This window comes from Arthrobacter sp. MMS24-S77 (genome assembly GCF_054888235.1).
Genome location: NZ_JBTZRN010000001.1, coordinates 2,528,096 through 2,545,951, shown reverse-complemented (window position 1 = coordinate 2,545,951; position 17,856 = coordinate 2,528,096). Strand labels below are relative to the sequence as shown.

At 63.1% G+C, this 17,856-nt stretch carries 14 protein-coding genes and 1 pseudogene; all 15 read left to right on the top strand.

Going from position 1 to position 17,856, the window contains the following annotated elements:
* Positions 1-151 precede the first annotated feature (151 nt).
* Positions 152-1,906, top strand: coding sequence for a proteasome ATPase (gene arc / locus ACX5I4_RS11615; RefSeq protein WP_461838704.1), 1,755 nt, complete (start codon positions 152-154; stop codon positions 1,904-1,906).
* A gap of 50 nt (positions 1,907-1,956) precedes the next feature.
* Positions 1,957-3,573, top strand: a complete 1,617-nt coding sequence (gene dop / locus ACX5I4_RS11610) for a depupylase/deamidase Dop (RefSeq protein ID WP_461838703.1) — start codon at positions 1,957-1,959, stop codon at positions 3,571-3,573.
* A gap of 121 nt (positions 3,574-3,694) precedes the next feature.
* On the top strand, positions 3,695-3,898 hold the full coding sequence (locus ACX5I4_RS11605) for a ubiquitin-like protein Pup (RefSeq protein ID WP_461836795.1): 204 nt from the start codon (positions 3,695-3,697) through the stop codon (positions 3,896-3,898).
* 78 nt (positions 3,899-3,976) lie between these two features.
* Positions 3,977-4,786 (top strand): proteasome subunit beta, encoded by an 810-nt coding sequence (gene prcB, locus ACX5I4_RS11600; protein ID WP_461836794.1) that lies wholly within the window; start codon positions 3,977-3,979, stop codon positions 4,784-4,786.
* A gap of 1 nt (position 4,787) precedes the next feature.
* Positions 4,788-5,495 carry a proteasome subunit alpha gene (prcA, locus tag ACX5I4_RS11595; protein WP_461836793.1) on the top strand — a complete coding sequence of 236 codons (708 nt, stop codon included), beginning with the start codon at positions 4,788-4,790 and terminating at the stop codon, positions 5,493-5,495.
* Between the two features lies 1 nt (position 5,496).
* A complete protein-coding gene (gene pafA, locus ACX5I4_RS11590; RefSeq protein WP_461836792.1) occupies positions 5,497-6,861 on the top strand; it encodes a Pup--protein ligase in 1,365 nt (454 codons plus the stop codon).
* A gap of 109 nt (positions 6,862-6,970) precedes the next feature.
* Entirely contained in the window at positions 6,971-7,903 is a 933-nt protein-coding gene (locus tag ACX5I4_RS11585) for an FKBP-type peptidyl-prolyl cis-trans isomerase (protein ID WP_461836791.1), read from the top strand.
* A gap of 50 nt (positions 7,904-7,953) precedes the next feature.
* A complete protein-coding gene (locus tag ACX5I4_RS11580) occupies positions 7,954-8,349 on the top strand; it encodes an FKBP-type peptidyl-prolyl cis-trans isomerase (RefSeq protein WP_059389230.1) in 396 nt (131 codons plus the stop codon).
* Positions 8,350-8,459: 110 nt separating this feature from the next.
* Positions 8,460-10,496, top strand: coding sequence for a helix-turn-helix transcriptional regulator (locus ACX5I4_RS11575; protein WP_461836790.1), 2,037 nt, complete (start codon positions 8,460-8,462; stop codon positions 10,494-10,496).
* A 9-nt stretch (positions 10,497-10,505) separates the two neighbouring features.
* Positions 10,506-10,856: a hypothetical protein gene (locus ACX5I4_RS11570; protein WP_461836789.1), complete on the top strand. Its 351-nt coding sequence runs from the start codon at positions 10,506-10,508 to the stop codon at positions 10,854-10,856.
* 32 nt (positions 10,857-10,888) lie between these two features.
* Complete coding sequence (gene tatA / locus ACX5I4_RS11565; RefSeq protein WP_461836788.1) at positions 10,889-11,158, top strand: Sec-independent protein translocase subunit TatA; 270 nt, start codon at positions 10,889-10,891, stop codon at positions 11,156-11,158.
* 48 nt (positions 11,159-11,206) lie between these two features.
* Positions 11,207-12,001, top strand: a complete 795-nt coding sequence (tatC, locus tag ACX5I4_RS11560; RefSeq protein ID WP_461838702.1) for a twin-arginine translocase subunit TatC — start codon at positions 11,207-11,209, stop codon at positions 11,999-12,001.
* 24 nt (positions 12,002-12,025) lie between these two features.
* Positions 12,026-14,922 (top strand): annotated as a pseudogene (locus ACX5I4_RS11555) (DEAD/DEAH box helicase).
* A gap of 32 nt (positions 14,923-14,954) precedes the next feature.
* Positions 14,955-16,616 carry an amidohydrolase gene (locus ACX5I4_RS11550; protein WP_461836787.1) on the top strand — a complete coding sequence of 554 codons (1,662 nt, stop codon included), beginning with the start codon at positions 14,955-14,957 and terminating at the stop codon, positions 16,614-16,616.
* 435 nt (positions 16,617-17,051) lie between these two features.
* Positions 17,052-17,795, top strand: a complete 744-nt coding sequence (locus ACX5I4_RS11545; protein WP_461836786.1) for a polyprenol monophosphomannose synthase — start codon at positions 17,052-17,054, stop codon at positions 17,793-17,795.
* Positions 17,796-17,856: the final 61 nt, after the last annotated feature.

The following is a 17,856-nucleotide window of genomic DNA, read 5'->3' as shown; positions in this document are numbered from 1 at the left end:
CAAACTGGTCCGCATTCCGGATGTCACAGGTTTCCCGACGCTTTTGAGGGCTAAGGTCTATTTATAGAAAGCGGGAAGGAGCTGATGCTTCGTGGATACGTCGAACAATGACTTCGGGCGGACAACACCCGAGGAGCCATCGAACAAGGCTGTGGCTGAGGGAAAAACGGGACATGGTGGTGGGGCAATTCAACCGGTGGATGACGCCGGTGAGCTCACTGTCGCGGAACGCCAGATAAACATCCTTCGCGACAAGCTGCGCCACATCGACCGTCAGCTGGCCGCGGCCACGCAGAACAACACCAAGCTCGTGACCATGCTGGAAACAGCCAAGGCTGAAATCCTGCGGCTCAAAGGCGCCCTCGAACAAGACGGCCAACCGCCTTACAGCTTCGGGACCGTCCTGCAAATCAACCCCAGGCGCCAGCCGACGGCGGGCAGCACGGGCCAGGCGGCCACTGAGGAATCGGTTGACATCTTCAATGCCGGCCGCAAGATGCGCGTGGGCGTCAGCCCGCTCGTGAACCTCAACCAGCTGGCGGTTGGACAGGAGGTCCTCCTCAACGAGGCCCTGCTTGTGGTGGCTGGCCTTGGCTATGAGAGGGCGGGCGAACTCGTCACGCTCAAGGAAATGCTTGGCACGGACCGGGCCCTGGTGGTGGGCCGGGCCGACGAAGAACGGGTTATCAGGCTTTCAGGCGCCCTGCAGAAGGTACACCTGCGGGTCGGTGATGCCCTGTCGCTCGATTCCCGCACCGGCTACGCCCTCGAGAAGGTGCCCCGGGCGGAAGTCGAGAACCTGGTCCTCGAGGAGGTCCCCGATATCACCTACGAGGATATCGGCGGCCTGGGACCGCAGATCGAACAGATCCGCGACGCCGTCGAACTGCCTTTCCTGCACCCGGACCTGTACCGGGAACACGGGCTCAAGGCGCCCAAGGGCATCCTGCTTTACGGCCCTCCGGGTTGCGGCAAGACGCTGATCGCGAAGGCCGTTGCCAACTCCCTCGCCGCCCGCGCGTCCGAACGGGCCGGCAACGTGGACCTGAAGAGCTACTTCCTGAACATCAAGGGTCCTGAACTCCTTGACAAATACGTTGGCGAAACAGAGCGCCACATCCGCCTGATCTTTGCGCGTGCCCGTGAAAAGGCCTCGGACGGCAGCCCCGTGGTGGTGTTCTTCGACGAAATGGACTCACTGTTCCGCACCCGCGGCACGGGTGTCTCCTCCGACGTCGAGACAACCATCGTCCCGCAGCTCCTCAGCGAGATCGACGGCGTCGAACGGCTGGACAACGTCATCGTCATTGGCGCCTCGAACCGCGAAGACATGATCGACCCAGCGATTCTTCGTCCTGGCCGCTTGGACGTGAAGGTGAAGATCAACCGGCCCGACGCCGAGGCGGCCGCGGATATTTTCGCAAAGTACATCACCACGGACCTTCCCTTCCATCCGACGGATCTGGCTGAACACGGCGGCGACGTGCAGGCCACCGTTGACGCCATGATCCAGCGCACTGTTGAAGCCATGTACTCCACCGAGAAATCCAATGAATACCTCGAAGTCACCTACGCAAATGGAGACACCGAGATGCTCTACTTCAAGGATTTCAACTCGGGTGCAGTGGTCCAAAACGTGGTGGACCGGGCCAAGAAATACGCCATCAAGGATCTCTTGCTGACCCAGCAGAAGGGCCTTCGGATCGACCACCTTCTGCGAGCCGTCGTCGACGAATTCCGCGAGCACGAGGACATGCCCAACACCACCAATCCGGATGACTGGGCACGTATCTCAGGCAAGAAGGGCGAACGCATCACGTACATCCGCACCATCGTCCAGGGCAAGGCCGGCCAGGAGCCCGGGAAGTCGATCGAGACGACTCCCAACACCGGCCAGTACCTGTGACGGCCCGGCCGGAAGGCCTGCCTTCGGAGAAACTTCCCGTGGGCGGGGCCATGCGGGTCATGGGTTCGGAAACTGAATACGGTATCCACGCGCCCTCCGCACCGGGGGCGAACGCTACGATGATGTCCGCGCGCATCATCCAGGCCTACGCGAACCTGACGAGGCAGCGGGCGGCCGGGGGCGCTGAAACGCGGTGGGACTATACGGACGAAGAACCCCTGCATGATGCACGTGGCTGGACGCTTGAGCGCAGTGCCGCAGATCCCAGCCAGCTGACTGACAGGCCTCCCGTGCTCGACGCAGAGGCCGTTGCGCTGGCCTACGGGCGGCAGGAACTCGAAGCCGATGGCGGCGACGAGTCAGGTTCGCTGCTGATGAACATGGTCCTCGGGAACGGGGCGCGCCTGTACGTGGACCATGCCCATCCGGAATACTCCAGTCCCGAGGTTACGAATCCCCGCGACATTGTTGCTTGGGACGCAGCCGGCGATCTCGTCGCCTTGGCCACCGTCCGGAAGGTCGCATCCGATCCCGATCTGCCAGCGATCAACCTGTACAAGAACAACACCGACAACAAATCGGTGTCCTACGGTTCCCACGAGAACTACCTCATGCCGCGCTCGGTGCCTTTCGGAGAGATCGTTCGTGGCCTGACGCCGTTCTTCGTCACTCGCCAAGTCATCTGCGGAGCCGGACGTCTTGGCAAGGGCCAGGATGGTTCGACTGCCGGATTCCAGATCAGTCAACGCGCGGACTTCTTCGAAGCCGAGGTAGGACTGGAAACTACCATCAGGCGTCCGATCATCAACACCCGCGATGAGCCGCACGCCACGGCGGACAAGTACCGGCGCCTGCACGTCATCATCGGCGACGCCAACCTGAGCCAAGTGTCCAACTACCTGAAGTTTGGCACCACGGCCTTGGTCCTGAGCCTCATCGAAGCCGGCCAAGCCCCGAAGATCGAAGTGCATGAGCCCGTGGCGGGACTGCAGGCCATCAGCCACGACACTTCCCTGACTGCCACGGTCAGGCTTCTTGACGGCCGCCGAGTCACTGCGCTGGATATCCAATGGATGTATTACGAGGCCGCCGCCAAACTTGCCCAGGAAAGCGGTGTCTCCGATTCCTTCACTGGAGACGGCCATACCCGGGATGTCCTGGACCGGTGGGAGTCGACGTTGGGGCTTCTGGGGAGCAACCCCGCTGGTGCTGCGTCGTCCGTCGAATGGCTCGCCAAGATGTCCCTGCTGGATGGCTACCGGAACCGTGACGGACTGGAATGGAACGACGCCCGCTTGGGGCTGATCGATTTGCAATGGTCTGACGTGAGGCCTGAGAAAGGCCTCTACTACCGAATGCTTTCCCGTGACCGCATGCAGAGAATCGTCGACGACGCCGCCATCAACCGCGCCGTCGTCGAACCGCCCTCCGACACACGGGCATTTTTCCGCGGCAAGTGCGTTTCCAGCTTCGGCAAGGACGTGGTCGGCGCCAGTTGGGATTCGGTCATTTTCGACGTTCCCGGTATCGGCAAACTCCAGCGGGTGCCCACGCGGGAACCCCTCCGCGGCACGGAAGCACTCACGGGCAAGCTCTTTCAGAAGCACGCTACAGCGGGCGCGTTCCTCCGTGAATTGCTCGGACTGGACCCGGCCCCGCCCGCCTGAACAGGCAGCGCATGAAAGGCCGCCAACCAGGCCCTTAAACCGCAGCGGAGCGGCCCGCCCCGTGGCAGTATGGCATTACAGGAAGTCCCCGTTGCCGGGGATGGACAGAATGGAGAAGGAAATGGCAGCTCAGGAGCAGCAGCAACCGCAGTCCCGCGACGTCGAGACAGAGGCTGACGTCCCGGAGGCCCCGCCCGCAGCACCGGATGCACAGGCTTCGGTCGCCACGCAGGGCGTGGACGATCTCCTCGACGAAATCGACGGCGTACTCGAATCGAACGCCGAAGAGTTCGTGCGGGCATTTGTGCAAAAGGGCGGCCAGTAAGCAGCCGCCAGCTAATCTCAGGGCCCGGCCGGCGTGAGGCCGCCGGGCATCGGATGTCAGAGTCGAAGGAGCGCAGCAATGCAGGATCCAGCAGCCGGCCACCTGGCCACCCAAGCAACGTCTTCGTTCACAGAGCATCTGCAACGCTCCAGGCCTGAACTCCTTCCCTTCAATCAAGTGCTGCCCGCGGGACAGGTTCCGCCGGCGCCCCATGCCACGACAATCGTTGCACTCAGCTATCCCGGTGGCGTCCTGATGGCGGGCGACCGGCGCGCCACCATGGGCAACCTCATCGCCAGCAGGCACATCGAGAAGGTCTTCCCGGCCGACGACTACTCCGTCCTGGGCATTGCCGGCACGGCGGGACTGGCCATCGACATCACACGCTTGTTCCAGGTGGAACTTGAACATTACGAAAAGATCGAAGGCACGCTACTGAGCCTCGACGGCAAGGCAAACCGGCTCGGGGCCATGATCAGGGGAAACCTGCCGATGGCCATGCAAGGCCTGGCCGTGATCCCGCTCTTCGCGGGCTTCGACCAAGCAGCCGGCGTCGGTCGGCTTTTTTCCTACGATGTCACCGGCGGACGATACGAGGAATTCGAGCACCACTCTGTCGGCTCCGGTTCCGTGTTCGCCCGTGGTGCCCTGAAGAAGCTGTGGCGGCCGAACCTCACCGAAGACGAGGCAGTCGCCGTCGCCGTCGAATCCCTCTATGACGCGGCCGACGACGACTCCGCCACAGGTGGTCCGGATCCTGTCCGCCAACTCTGGCCGGTGGTTTATACGGTCAACCGCGCCGGCGCGCGGCGGGTGTCCGAACGGGAGTTGGCGGCGATCGCCGGATCCATCGTTGAATCGCGCGCAGTTGCCGGACGGGAGGCCTGATATGACCCAGCAGTTCTATGTTTCGCCCGAGCAGCTGATGAAGGACCGTGCGGATTTCGCGCGGAAGGGCATTGCCCGGGGCCGTTCCGTCGTCGTGATCAGTTGCGCGGACGGCATCGCCTTGGTGGCGGAAAACCCTTCGCCATCCCTGCATAAGATCGGTGAGATCTACGACAAGATCGCCTTCGCCGCGGTGGGCAAGTACAACGAGTTTGAGAGCCTCCGGCAGGCCGGTGTCCGCTACGCCGACGTCCGCGGCTATTCGTACGATCGCGAGGACGTCACCGCCCGCGGACTGGCCAGTGTCTATGCGCAGAGTCTCGGCGCCGTCTTCACCGCGGAACAGAAGCCGTTCGAAGTGGAGCTTGCGGTGGCAGAGGTCGGGCACAAGCAGGACGAGGATCATCTGTACCGGCTGACGTTTGATGGTTCGATTGCCGACGAGAACGGGTTTGTGGTCATGGGCGGCCTGGCCGAGCAAGTAGCGGAGGTCGTGGCTGGCGGTTGGAAGGCCGATCTGAGCTTGGCCGGTGCCCTGCGCCTGGCGGTCAAGGCGCTGGCCACGGACAAGGACGTGGACGCCCTGCCCGGGACCGCCGTCGAGGCCGCAGTGCTGGACCGGAGTCCGGAAAGCGGGCGCGGGTCCCGTCGGGCGTTCCGGCGGCTCCGGGCAGAAGAAATCACGCAGCTGCTGGCAGGGGAGGCCTGAGATGGACAAGAGAATATTCGGGATAGAAACAGAGTTCGGTATTTCGTATTCGAGCCCGGACTCAAGGCCCTTGGCCCCCGAGGAAGTCGCCAGGTACCTTTTTCGCAAAGTGGTGAGTTGGGGACGCTCCTCCAACGTCTTCCTCACCAATGGTTCGCGCCTTTATCTGGACGTCGGCTCACACCCGGAATACGCCACCGCGGAATGTGACGACCTCGCGCAGCTGATCGCCCACGACCGGGCGGGCGAACTCATTCTCGATGACCTCGTAGACGAAGCGCAGGCGCGCCTCGCGGCGGAGGGATTCAACGGCACGGTCTACTTGTTCAAGAACAACACCGATTCCGCGGGAAACTCCTACGGCAGCCACGAGAACTATCTGATTCCCCGGCGGGGGGAGTTCTCGCGGCTCGCCGAGATCCTCATTCCCTTCCTCGTCACACGCCAGCTGATCGCTGGTGCGGGCAAGGTCCTGAAGACGCCCCATGGTGCCACTTTCGCGTTCTCCCAACGGGCAGACCACATTTGGGAAGGCGTATCTTCGGCTACCACAAGGTCCCGTCCCATCATCAACACCCGCGATGAGCCGCACGCCGATGCCGAGTTCTTCCGTCGCCTGCACGTGATAGTCGGCGACTCCAACATGTCCGAGACCACCGCGCTGTTGAAGGTGGGAACAGTGGACCTGCTCCTGCGCATGATCGAGGCCGGAGTCATCATGCGGGACATGCGGATGGAGAATCCCATCCGCAGCATCCGCGAAATCTCCCACGATCTGAGCGGTAAGGCGTTGGTGCGCCTGGCCAACGGGCGGCAACTGACGGCCTTGGATATCCAGCGCGAATACCTTGCGAAAGTGAGCGCCTTCGTGGCATCGAACGGAGCCCACAACCCCCATGTGCCGCTCATCCTGGACCTGTGGGAGCGCACGCTGAACGCCATTGAAAGCGGCGACACTAGTGGGATCGACACCGAAGTTGACTGGGCCATCAAAAAGAAGCTCATGGATGGCTACATGCGTCGCCATGGAATCGGCCTGGATTCCCCGCGGATCGCGCAGCTGGATCTCACCTATCACGACATCTCCCGCAGGCGCGGTCTCTTCTTCCTCATCCAGTCCCGCGGTGCTGCCCGGCGCTTGGTGGCGGACACCGACATCAAGGACGCCGTGGATGCGCCGCCGCAGACTACGCGGGCAAAGCTCCGCGGCGACTTCGTCCGGCGGGCCCAGGAGCTTGGCCGTGATTACACCGTGGACTGGGTCCATTTGAAGTTGAACGACCGCGCCCACCAGACGATTTTGTGCAAGGACCCCTTCCGTAGCGTCGACGAGCGGGTAGATGCACTGCTGGACTCAATGGGCTGACTCCCAGCTTCACGGGTTATTCTGGAGGTTGGCCTTTATTGGGCCTCTACGTGCATGGCCGAGCCTGGCCCGGCCATGCTCTCCTTTTGCCCCGACGAAAGTTCAATTTGTGCGACGTCTACTAGCAATTCTTATCCCTGGCCTCTTGCTGCTCACCGCCTGTGGCGGAAGTCCGGCAGCAGCACCGGAGCCCACCAGTCAGTCCGCCGGCGAAGTCGCCAAGCTGGATTCCCTCAAGGTCTCCGACAACGGAGACAAGAAGGCGCCCGGCCTCGAATTCACCAAGCCGCTTGACGTAACGCAGCCAACCATCAAACTGGTCAGCGACGGCACCGGCGACAAAGTGAAAGCCGGTCAGATTGCTGAGATCGCCTACATCGCCGTCGACGGCAAAGATGGCAAGACCCTTGAAGACACCTTCACCACGGGACCCATGCCGGTCGAACTGAACGACCAACTCAAGACTGGCAGCGCGGTCCTCTACAACGCGCTGGTCGGCGCGAAAGTGGGCGCCGACATCGCTTTCGCCGTCCCCGGAACCGCGGCGAGCGGAACAACAGCCGCCACATCGTCGCAGCTGGTGGTCTTCAAGATCACTTCCGTCAAGGACGCCACCAAGGCCCTGGACAAGCCCGAAGGCGATACCGTCACGCCTCCCGCAGGCCTCCCCACGGTCAAAGTCGATGACAAGGGAATTCCGCAGATTTCCGTTGACGGCGCCAAGGCTCCGCAGAGTCTTGTTGCCCAGGACCTCATCAAGGGCAAGGGCGCCGTCGTCAAGGAAACGGACACCCTGACGGTCAACTACGTCGGCGTCAACCTTGTTGGCGGCAAGAAGTTCGACTCCAGCTACGACCGCGGACAGACTGCAAGCTTTGCGCTCAACGGCGTCATCAAGGGCTGGACGCAAGGCCTTGCCGGCAAGACAGTCGGCTCCCGGGTTCTTCTGGTTATCCCCAAGGACCTCGCTTATGGCGACGCCGGTCAAGGCGACGCGAAGGGCGACCTCGTCTTCGTCGTGGACATCCTCGGCGCCAATTAGCCTTCAGCAAAATTCACACCGCATTGCCACTATCAAATTGAGGAGTACCCATGTCATTTGGTCAGCGTGATTACGACCGCACTAAGCCGGAAATCGACTTCCCGGAGGGCGACGTCCCCACGGAACTCGTCATCAAGGACATCATCGTCGGTGACGGCGCCGAGGCCCAGGCCGGCGACACCGTCTCCACTCATTACGTTGGCGTTGCTTGGTCCACGGGCGAGGAATTCGACGCATCGTGGGGCCGCGGAGCGCCGCTGGACTTCCGCGTCGGCGTCGGCCAGGTCATCCAGGGCTGGGACCAGGGTCTGCTTGGTATGAAGGTCGGCGGCCGTCGTCGCCTGGAAATCCCCTCCGAGCTCGCCTACGGCTCCCGTGGCGCGGGCGGGGCCATCAAACCCAACGAGGCCCTGATCTTCGTCGTGGACCTCGTGGCGGTTCGCTAGGTTCCACAGCGGTAGGTTCCACAGCATAGGAAGGCGCGTCTGCAGCGGGAGAAATCCGGCCGCAGACGCGCCTTCCGACTTTGCCGCAGGAGTTTAGTAACGTTGCAAACGTGTCCGCATCACGTACCGAACGACTCCTGAACCTGCTGATCGCCCTTCTGAACACGAAATACGGGCTGTCCCGGGCCGTTCTCAGGGCCAAGGTCTACCGCGACGCCGGCGATGGCGATGTCGCGTTTGGCCGCATGTTCGAACGGGACAAAGCGGACCTGAAGCAGTTTGGATTCGAGATCGAAACGCTGCTTGACCATGGTTTCGGCTCAGACGATCCCGCTTCCACACGCTATCGCATCGGCAGGGAGTCCAACCGCCTGCCGGATGTGCATCTGACCCCCGCGGAGGGAACGGTGCTGCTTCTGGCAGCGCAGTTGTGGGAACGCGCGGCGCTGGGCTCAGCAGCAGCCAGCGCCCTGCGGAAGCTGCAGGCTTCTGGCGACCTTGCCGACGTCGAACTTCCGGCGGGAGTCCAGCCGCGCATCAAGCCCGCGGGCCAGGCCTTTGACGACATCATCGCCGCGATGAACGGCCAGCACCCCGTTGGATTCCATTACCGAGCCGCCAGCACCGGCAAGGAAGAGCGCCGCCTTGTAGAGCCTTGGGGCTTGGGGAGCCGCTTTGGCCAGTGGTACCTGGTGGGCTTCGACCGGGGTCGAGGAGCGAAACGCTTCTTCCGCCTGTCCCGGATGACCAGCGAGGTCCACGTCGAGACAAAGGACCACTGCGAGATTCCGCCGGGCTTTGATACCCGCGCTGAACTGGACGGCCTCAGCGAACTCCCTTTGCAGGAGGCCCATCTCGACGTAGCGGAAGGCCGCTTGCTGGGGCTCCGCAAACGGGCGGTGAGCAGCGCGGGCACGGCTGCCGGCGCTGGCCTACGGAACGGCAGGGACCGTCTCTCCGTGCCGTTCCGGGACAGCGAACTGCTGGCCGAAGAACTGGCCTCCTACGGTCCGCACGTAAGTGTGGCAGGGCCGCCAGAGCTGCGTGACGCCGTGATCCGGCGGCTTGAAGCCGCCGCCGCGTTCGCCTCGCGCCCTGCCGTCGAGATCCGCTTTCCCGAGGCCGGTCCCGCGCCGCGGGTGCGCAAGCGGACGTCGGAGGACCAACTCAACCGCATGCTGCAGTTGGTGCCTTTCCTTGTCCACAACCAGGGCTTGCCCATCCAGGAGGTGGCGGACCGCTTCGGCATCACCCGCAAGGAATTGCTCGAGGACTTGAAGATACTGATCTGCTCCGGCCGTCCCGAAGGCTATCCGGATGACTTGTTCGATATCGATTGGGAAAACGACCACGTCTACATCAGGGAGCACCTCGAACTCAACCGACCCATCCGCTTCAGCGTCGACGAAGCCTGCGCGCTGTTGACGGGCCTGGCCACGCTGGGCGGACTCCCCGCCCAAGCAGGAATGTCGGAAGATGAACAGAGCGGAGCCCTGGAGTCCGTGACCCTGAAGCTCACTGGCGCGGCCGGGGAGGCTGGCCGTCTGGCGGCTGCCGTCGCCGGCCCACCCGTGACCCCCGCCGATGCCGGAGCTTTCGAGACCATCACCCGGGCGATCCAAGCGGGCAACCAATTGCGTCTTCGCTACCTGTCACAGCAGCGCGATTCAGTCTCCGAACGGGACGTCGACCCCCTCCGGCTCTACTCGCTGGACAATACCTGGTACTTCGAGGCGTACTGTCACAGCAAAGCCGGACTGCGGAATTTCCGTTTGGACCGGGTTGAGGAGATCGCACCGAACGGGAGGGTTGTTTCCGGGGCTGCCAGCGCCGAGGACGGCGTTCCGGTGAAGCTCTACACGCCCAACGACGACGACGTCGTGGTTGTCCTGCAGTTGACCCGGCAAGGCGCCGGGCTGGCGGATGACTACTACGCGGAGCGGACAGCAGTACTGCCCGACGGCGGCCTGCTTGCCGAGATCCGATTCGGGAATGCGGATTGGTTGCCGATGTTCGTTGCCCAGCACGGCGGCGCGGCCCGGATCCTGCAGCCTGCCGAACTGGCGGATGCCTCGGCAGAATGGCTTGCCGCGGCCCTCGGGCAGTACGAACAACCGGACCCAAGACAAACGATGAAGGCTGGATAGACTACTCAAATGCCTTGGTGGTCCTGGATCCTTCTGTGGGTCGCTCTGATTTCGGTGTCCTTGCTTTGCTACGTCCTTTTGGGCATCAGGCTTTTCCGTAAGTTCATGGCGACGGTGCATGAGTTGAGTGCGGCGGGGGAGCGGCTGGGGCATCGAACGCACCTTTCCGAACACCCTGACGACGACGGCGGAGCGTCGCCGAAACTGTTCGGCGCGGCCGTTTTTGCCTCACCGGAAGAGATGCGTCATGATTACGTGACGGCCAAGGCCTCCCGCCAGGAAGTGCGTCGCCAAAAGCGCGTTAAGCGCAAAGCAGAACGGGGCCAACCCCAGTCTCTGCACGACATCGAATTCAGTTAGACGTAGGATGTATTCCAACGAAAGGACTTCCCGTGGGACGACTATTTGATGGCCCTTGGCCAATTGTCATTATCATCATCGTGGCCCTGCTGCTGTTTGCGGCACCCAAGCTTCCGGCCATGGCCCGGAGCCTCGGTCAGTCGATGCGCATCATCAAATCCGAAGTCAAGGAAATGAAGAACGACGGGAAGCCGGCGGCCAAGGACGAGACGGACCCCGTTGAAGGCAAAGTGGTCAACCACCCTGAAGCCAACTCCAAGAGCGGCAACGACACTGACGTTCCGCCAGCAACCCGTAGCTAAGCAGTAGTGGCAACGAAGACGGGCCGCAAAGCCAACCCCGAAGGGCGGATGGCGCTCCTAGACCACCTGAGGGAGCTCAAGAACCGGCTGATCAAGTCTGCCATCGGCGTGTTCCTGGGCGCAGTGGCAGGATGGTTCCTCTATGAGCCTGTGGTCAACAGCTTGTCGGATCCGTTGGTCAAGATCGCCCAGGAGACCAAGCGGACGGCCGTCCTCAATTTCGCGAGCGTGGCGGATCCGTTCGACTTCAAGCTCCGTATCGCCATCCAGATCGGCCTGGTCATCTCCAGCCCGATCTGGATCTACCAGGTCTGGGCCTTCATCACTCCCGGTCTGACCAAGAAGGAGCGCCGGTACACGCTCGGGTATATGGCCGCGGCGGTGCCATTGTTCCTGGTTGGCGTGTATGTCGCATGGCTAGTGATTCCGAACGTTGTGCGCGCCTTGCTGCAGTTCACGCCGCAAAACGGTGCCAACAACATCGACGCATCGCAGTATCTGACGTTCGCCACGCACATGCTTCTTTTCCTCGGTATCGCCTTCCTGGTCCCTGTGGTGTTGGTGGGCGTCAACATGGCAGGCGTTTTGAGCGGCAGGACCATCCTCAAGGCGTGGCGGATCACCGTCTTCCTTGTGTTCGTCCTGGCCGCGGTGGCAGCTCCCGGTGCGGACGCGCTCTCGATGTTCATGCTCGCCGGCCCCCTGCTCGCGCTGTTCTTCGCCGCAATCGGGCTGTGCATCCTGAACGACAAACGGCGCGCGCGCCATCAGGCGAAGGTCGCCGCTGAGACGGAGGCCACTGCCGACGTCGCCACACCTGCCTCCGATCTGGAGAATCTGTAGTCTTCCGGCCACTAGGCTTGAAGCATGTCCTCCAATTCAGGGGCCCTTTCGCCCTCAGAAGCTTTTCAAGCTGCAGCGCAACGGAGTGTTGAGTCGAAAACCTACCTCGGCACCTTTGCCAAGTCACTGGAGTTCGAACTTGACGATTTCCAGCGTGACGCCTGCCGTTCGCTGCAGGAAGGCAAAGGAGTGCTGGTTGCGGCGCCCACGGGGGCCGGAAAGACAATCGTCGGAGAATTCGCGATCTACCTTGCCCTTGAACGCGGACTCAAAGCCTTTTATACGACGCCCATCAAGGCGCTGAGCAACCAGAAGTTCTCAGAGCTTTCGGCGAAGTACGGCGCATCAAACGTGGGACTGCTGACCGGTGACACCACCATCAACGGCGAGGCTCCCATCGTCGTCATGACCACGGAAGTCCTGCGGAACATGCTGTACGCGGACTCCGACACCCTGGGTGACCTTGGCTACGTGGTGATGGATGAGGTGCACTACCTTGCGGACCGCTTCCGTGGCGCAGTTTGGGAGGAAGTCATCATCCATCTGCCCAGCGAGGTGCAGGTGGTTTCCCTCAGTGCCACGGTCTCCAATGCTGAAGAGTTCGGTGCGTGGCTGGACACCGTGCGCGGACACACGGATGTGATTGTCTCCGAGCACCGCCCCGTCCCCTTGTGGCAGCACGTCATGGTGGGCCGCGAGATCGTCGATCTCTTCGCGGGGGACACGAGCTTTGACCAGATCGCTCCGGGGGCAAGCGACAACGAGGCCCCCCGCCCGTGGCAGTCCAGGAGCCGGACCGGAATCCCAGGCAGAAGGAATTCGAGGTCAATCCCGAGCTCCTCTCCATGGCCAGGGCAGAGAGCCAGATGAACTTCCGTGGCCGATTCGGTCATGGTGGACGCAGCCGCCGCAGGCAGGACCGCCAACGTGACAACAGTGCCTCGGAGCAGCGAAGCCCGGTGCGCAAAGCCAGCCGGCCTCAGATCATTGCGAGCCTGGACCGCCAAGGACTCCTTCCGGCCATTACCTTCATTTTCTCCCGTGCCGGCTGCGACGGGGCTGTGGCGCAGTGTGCCGCAGCCGGGTTGTGGCTGACTACGGAGCGGGAACAGCAGATCATCGCGGCCCGGGTAGATGAGGCGAGCCGCGAGATTCCCGCAGACGACCTCGATGTGCTGGGTTTTTGGAGCTGGCGGGATGGACTGCTCAGGGGGCTCGCTGCGCACCACGCCGGCTTGCTGCCGACGTTCAAGGAAGTCGTCGAGACCCTGTTCGCCGATGGCCTGGTGAAGGCCGTGTTCGCCACGGAGACCTTGGCGCTGGGCGTCAACATGCCGGCCCGCTGCGTCGTCCTGGAGAAGCTCGACAAGTTCAACGGCGAAGCCCACGTCAACATCACCGCGGGGGAGTACACCCAGCTGACCGGCCGTGCGGGAAGGCGTGGAATCGACGTCGAAGGTCACGCCGTGGTCCTTTGGCAGCCGGGAACCGATCCTGGGGCTGTCGCCGGCCTTGCTTCGCGCCGCACCTATCCTCTTAACTCCAGTTTCCGGCCCACCTACAACATGAGCATCAACCTGATCGCCCAGTTCGGACGCCCCCGGGCGCGGCAAATCCTCGAATCATCGTTCGCCCAGTTCCAGGCCGATCGTTCCGTCGTGGGGCTCGCGCGGCAGGTTCGGAGCCGTGAAGAGTCACTCGCTGGCTATGCGGAGTCGATGAAGTGTCACCTTGGTGACTTTACCGAGTACGCCAAGCTCCGGCGGGACCTCAGCGATGCCGAGGAGTATGCGTCGCGGAGCACCTCCAGGGCCCGCAAATCCCTCACGGTAGACTCCCTCACCCGCCTCATGCCTGGTGACATCGTCAAGGTTCCCGGCGGACGCTCGCCCGGTTACGCCGTCGTGCTCGATGCCGATCCCAATGCGCGTGAACCGCGGCCCGCAGTCCTGACGGAAGACAGCCAGTTGCATAGGATCGGCGCCCACGAGGTCGAGGGGCCGGTCGCGCCCGTGTCCTGGATCCGCATTCCGAAGTCGTTCAACGCGAAGCTGCCCAAATCCCGCCGTGACCTGGCATCGGCGATGCGCAACGCCGTGCGGGAGGGGCGGCCGCCGGCCCGGGGGACCAGCCGGAACGAGGACTTCGGCCGCGCCCGTTACTTGCCGGACCAGGAAAAGAAGATCGCGGACCTGCGCCGGGCACTCCGCGCACATCCTTGCCACGGCTGCAGCGAACGTGAAGACCATGCCCGCTGGGCCGAGCGTTGGTGGAAACTGCGCCATGAAACCGATGGGCTCGTACGGCAGATCCAGGGCCGTACCAACACGATCGCGAAGACTTTTGACCGTGTGTGCGATGTCCTCGCCGCTTACGGTTACCTTCAGACGTCCGACGCCGGTCATGTCACCATCAGCGCGGACGGCCAGCGCCTTCGCCGTATCTACGGCGAAAAGGACCTGCTCATTTCCCAGTCCATTCGCCAAGGCGCCATCAAGGACCTCGACGCCGCGGAACTGGCTGCGCTGGCCAGCACCATGGTTTACCAGGCCAAGCGCGACGATCGCGGTCTCCGGCCGAAGATGCCGTCCATCTCCCTTGAAACATCCGTGGACATCGTGGTGCATGAATGGTCCGCGCTGGAGGACGTCGAGGACAAGAACAGGCTCCCGCTGACGGCCGAGCCGGAACTTGGACTTGTCTGGCCCATTTTCAAGTGGGCCAAGGGACGCCACCTTCAGGAAGTACTCAGCGGCACCGACCTCGCCGCAGGGGATTTCGTGCGCTGGGCGAAGCAGGTGATCGATCTGCTGGACCAGATGGCGAAGATCCCCGGACTCGAGCGGCGCCAGGCCAAGACGTGCCGCGAAGCGATCGACCTGGTCCGCCGCGGCGTAGTGGCCTACTCCAACGTCTCCTGACCCACCACAGATTCCCAGCAAGGAGCATTTCCATGACCCACTCAGGCATGCCCGCCGAAACCACGCCGCGCAAGGTCACGATGTACCGGAACGGTTCCGTCTATACGGCCGCGGACCCTTTTGCGACGGCAATGTTGGTTGACGGGGACACCGTCGCCTGGGTTGGTTCAGAGCAAGCGGCGACGTCGATTACCGATTCCTCAATGGAAGTCATTGATTTGCGGGGGGCCTTGTTGGCTCCCGGCTTTGTGGATTCCCACATGCATCTCACCGAGACCGGAATTGCATCCGATGCCCTCCACCTGGCCGGAGTCCGTTCGGCCCGGGAACTGCTCGACGTCGTCGCCCACGCCGCGGAGGCGCTCGACGCCAGGGGCACTGTGCTGGGCCATGGCTGGGACGAATCGATGTGGCAGGACAGGACACTGCCCACAGCGGAGGAACTCGAACGCGCCGCCGGGGGCCGCAGGGTGTATCTGGCGCGTGTGGACGCACATTCCGCCCTTGCGTCATCCTCCTTGGCCTCCGCCGCCGGCATCGGTGGCCTTGACGGCTACGACGGGACCGCGCACGTCCTGAGGGCCGCCCACACTGCCTCGCGCTTGATCGCCAGGCAGTTCCCCGAAGCCGAGCGCCGCCGGTACCAGGAATTGGCCCTCCGCGAGGCTGCGGCCAACGGCTACGTGGCGCTGGCAGAGATGGCGGCGCCACACCTGTGCAGCGTTGAGGACCTGCAGATGTCATCGTCGTGGAACGAAAGCCGAGAGGGCGTCCCCGAGATCCTGCCTTATTGGGGTGAACTTGCCGCATCTGCCGAGCATGCCGCCTCCATCCTGGAAGGCCTGGACGTGCCTGTTCTTGGCCTGGCCGGTGATTTGAACATCGACGGTTCCATCGGGTCCCGAACGGCGGCCCTCGGCTCCGACTACACTGATGCGCCGGGGCATCGTGGAAGCCTCTATCTCTCTGTGGACGAGGCCGCCCGCCATCTGGCTGCTTGTTCAGCGCTGGGCATCCAGGCAGGCTTCCACGTCATCGGCGACGCCGGACTGAAGACCGCGCTGGATGCCTTGGACCTTGCCGCGGCAGAAGTGGGGGAGCAGCGGGTCCGTGCAGCTGCTCATCGCCTCGAGCACGTGGAAATGGCAGATGCGGCGGATCTCGCCCGTCTCGCCAAGTATTCGATCACGGTTAGCGCGCAGCCTGCGTTCGATGCTGCCTGGGGTGGAGCAGGAAAACTCTATGAGCGGCGCCTGGGCGTACGGAGCGAGGCCATGAACCCCTTCGCCTCCTTCTACTCCGCGGGTGTGCCGGTGTGCTTTGGAAGCGACAGCCCGGTCACGCCCTTGCGCCCGTGGTCCAGTGTCAGGGCGTGCTTGGAGCACAGCAATCCCGGCCAGCGCATTTCGGCGCGGGCTGCGTTCATCGGACACACCCGCGCCGGTTGGCGGGCCAGCAAGCAGCGCAATCCGCTCATGGGGCAATTGGTCCCAGGGGCGCCTGCGAGCTTTGCGGTGTGGGAGGTTGAAGAGCTGATGGTTCAGGTGGCGGATGACCGCGTTCAGTCCTGGTCCACGGATCCGCGCGCCCGCACGCCCCTTCTGCCGGCGCTGGACAGCGGAAGCGACCCCGCCTGCCTGCAGACCGTACGGGAGGGCCGCGAGCTCTTCTCGAGTGAATCATTGCGGTCATAGTTGTAAATATCTTGCCGATCCCGAAGGCCTCCTGACCTGCGGCTACGAATGAAGCCGCAGGTCAGGAGGCGCTTGACAGGATTTGTGAAGCCCGTAGCATTTAGGGTCAACAGGCTGCCACAGGGAATACCTGGTTGCCTGGCCGCGGTGGGGTCCGGCTCAAAACAGTCAATGGCCCGTTTTTCAGACCGTGGCACTCGTAGTGGGCAGGTCCACTGAGCAGCAGAAAACGGTTCGGCCACGAGTTGAAAACACGGGCCGGCACTGGACCTGGGCTAGTGGACCTGCCCGCGGCCAAAGCACCCTTGGTGTGTCAAGGGCCACAGGTGGGCCCGAGCACGCCGAGTTGTCGCCCTATAATGGAGAGTTGCGCCAGAATCCCAGCCTCGCTGCTGCTCCGGCCCACTGACCGCTCCATCAAGGAAAGGCCTCTTCTTGCGTGTCCTGACGATCATCCCCACCTATAACGAGCTGGAATCGCTGCCCAAGACCCTCGGACGGCTGCGCGCCGCTGTCCCCGCCTCTGACGTCTTGGTTGTCGACGACAACAGCCCTGACGGCACGGGACAGCTCGCCGACAGCATCGCAGCCGAGGACAGCCAGGTCCACGTCCTCCACCGTAAAGGCAAGGAAGGCCTCGGGGCCGCCTATATTGCCGGGTTCAAGTGGGGTATGGCGGCCGGCTACGACGTCCTCGTAGAGATGGACGCCGATGGTTCCCACCAGCCCGAGCAGCTGCCATTGTTGCTCGATGCCATCAACGACGGCGCCGACCTCGCCATGGGCTCACGCTGGGTTCCCGGCGGAGGCACTGTGAACTGGCCGTTGTACCGCCAAGCGATCTCACGCACGGGCAGTACTTACGCCCGCATCATGCTTGGCCTGAAGATCAAGGACATCACGGGAGGGTACCGCGCGTTCCGCCGCAGCACCCTCGAGGCACTCAAGCTCGACCAGGTCGAATCGGTCGGCTACGGCTTCCAAGTAGACCTTGCATGGCGGGTCGCCAAGTTGGGACTGAAGATCGTAGAACGCCCCATCACCTTTGTGGAGCGCGAGCTAGGGGCTTCCAAGATGAGCGGCAACATCGTTGTTGAGGCCATGATCAATGTGACCAAGTGGGGGTTGGCCTCCCGCTGGGCCGCGTTGACCCGGAAGAAGGCTCCGGCCTCAAAGTAGACCAGAAAGACAAAGGCCGGGTCCGCACTCAGTTCAGAGTGCGGACCCGGCCTTTGTCTTA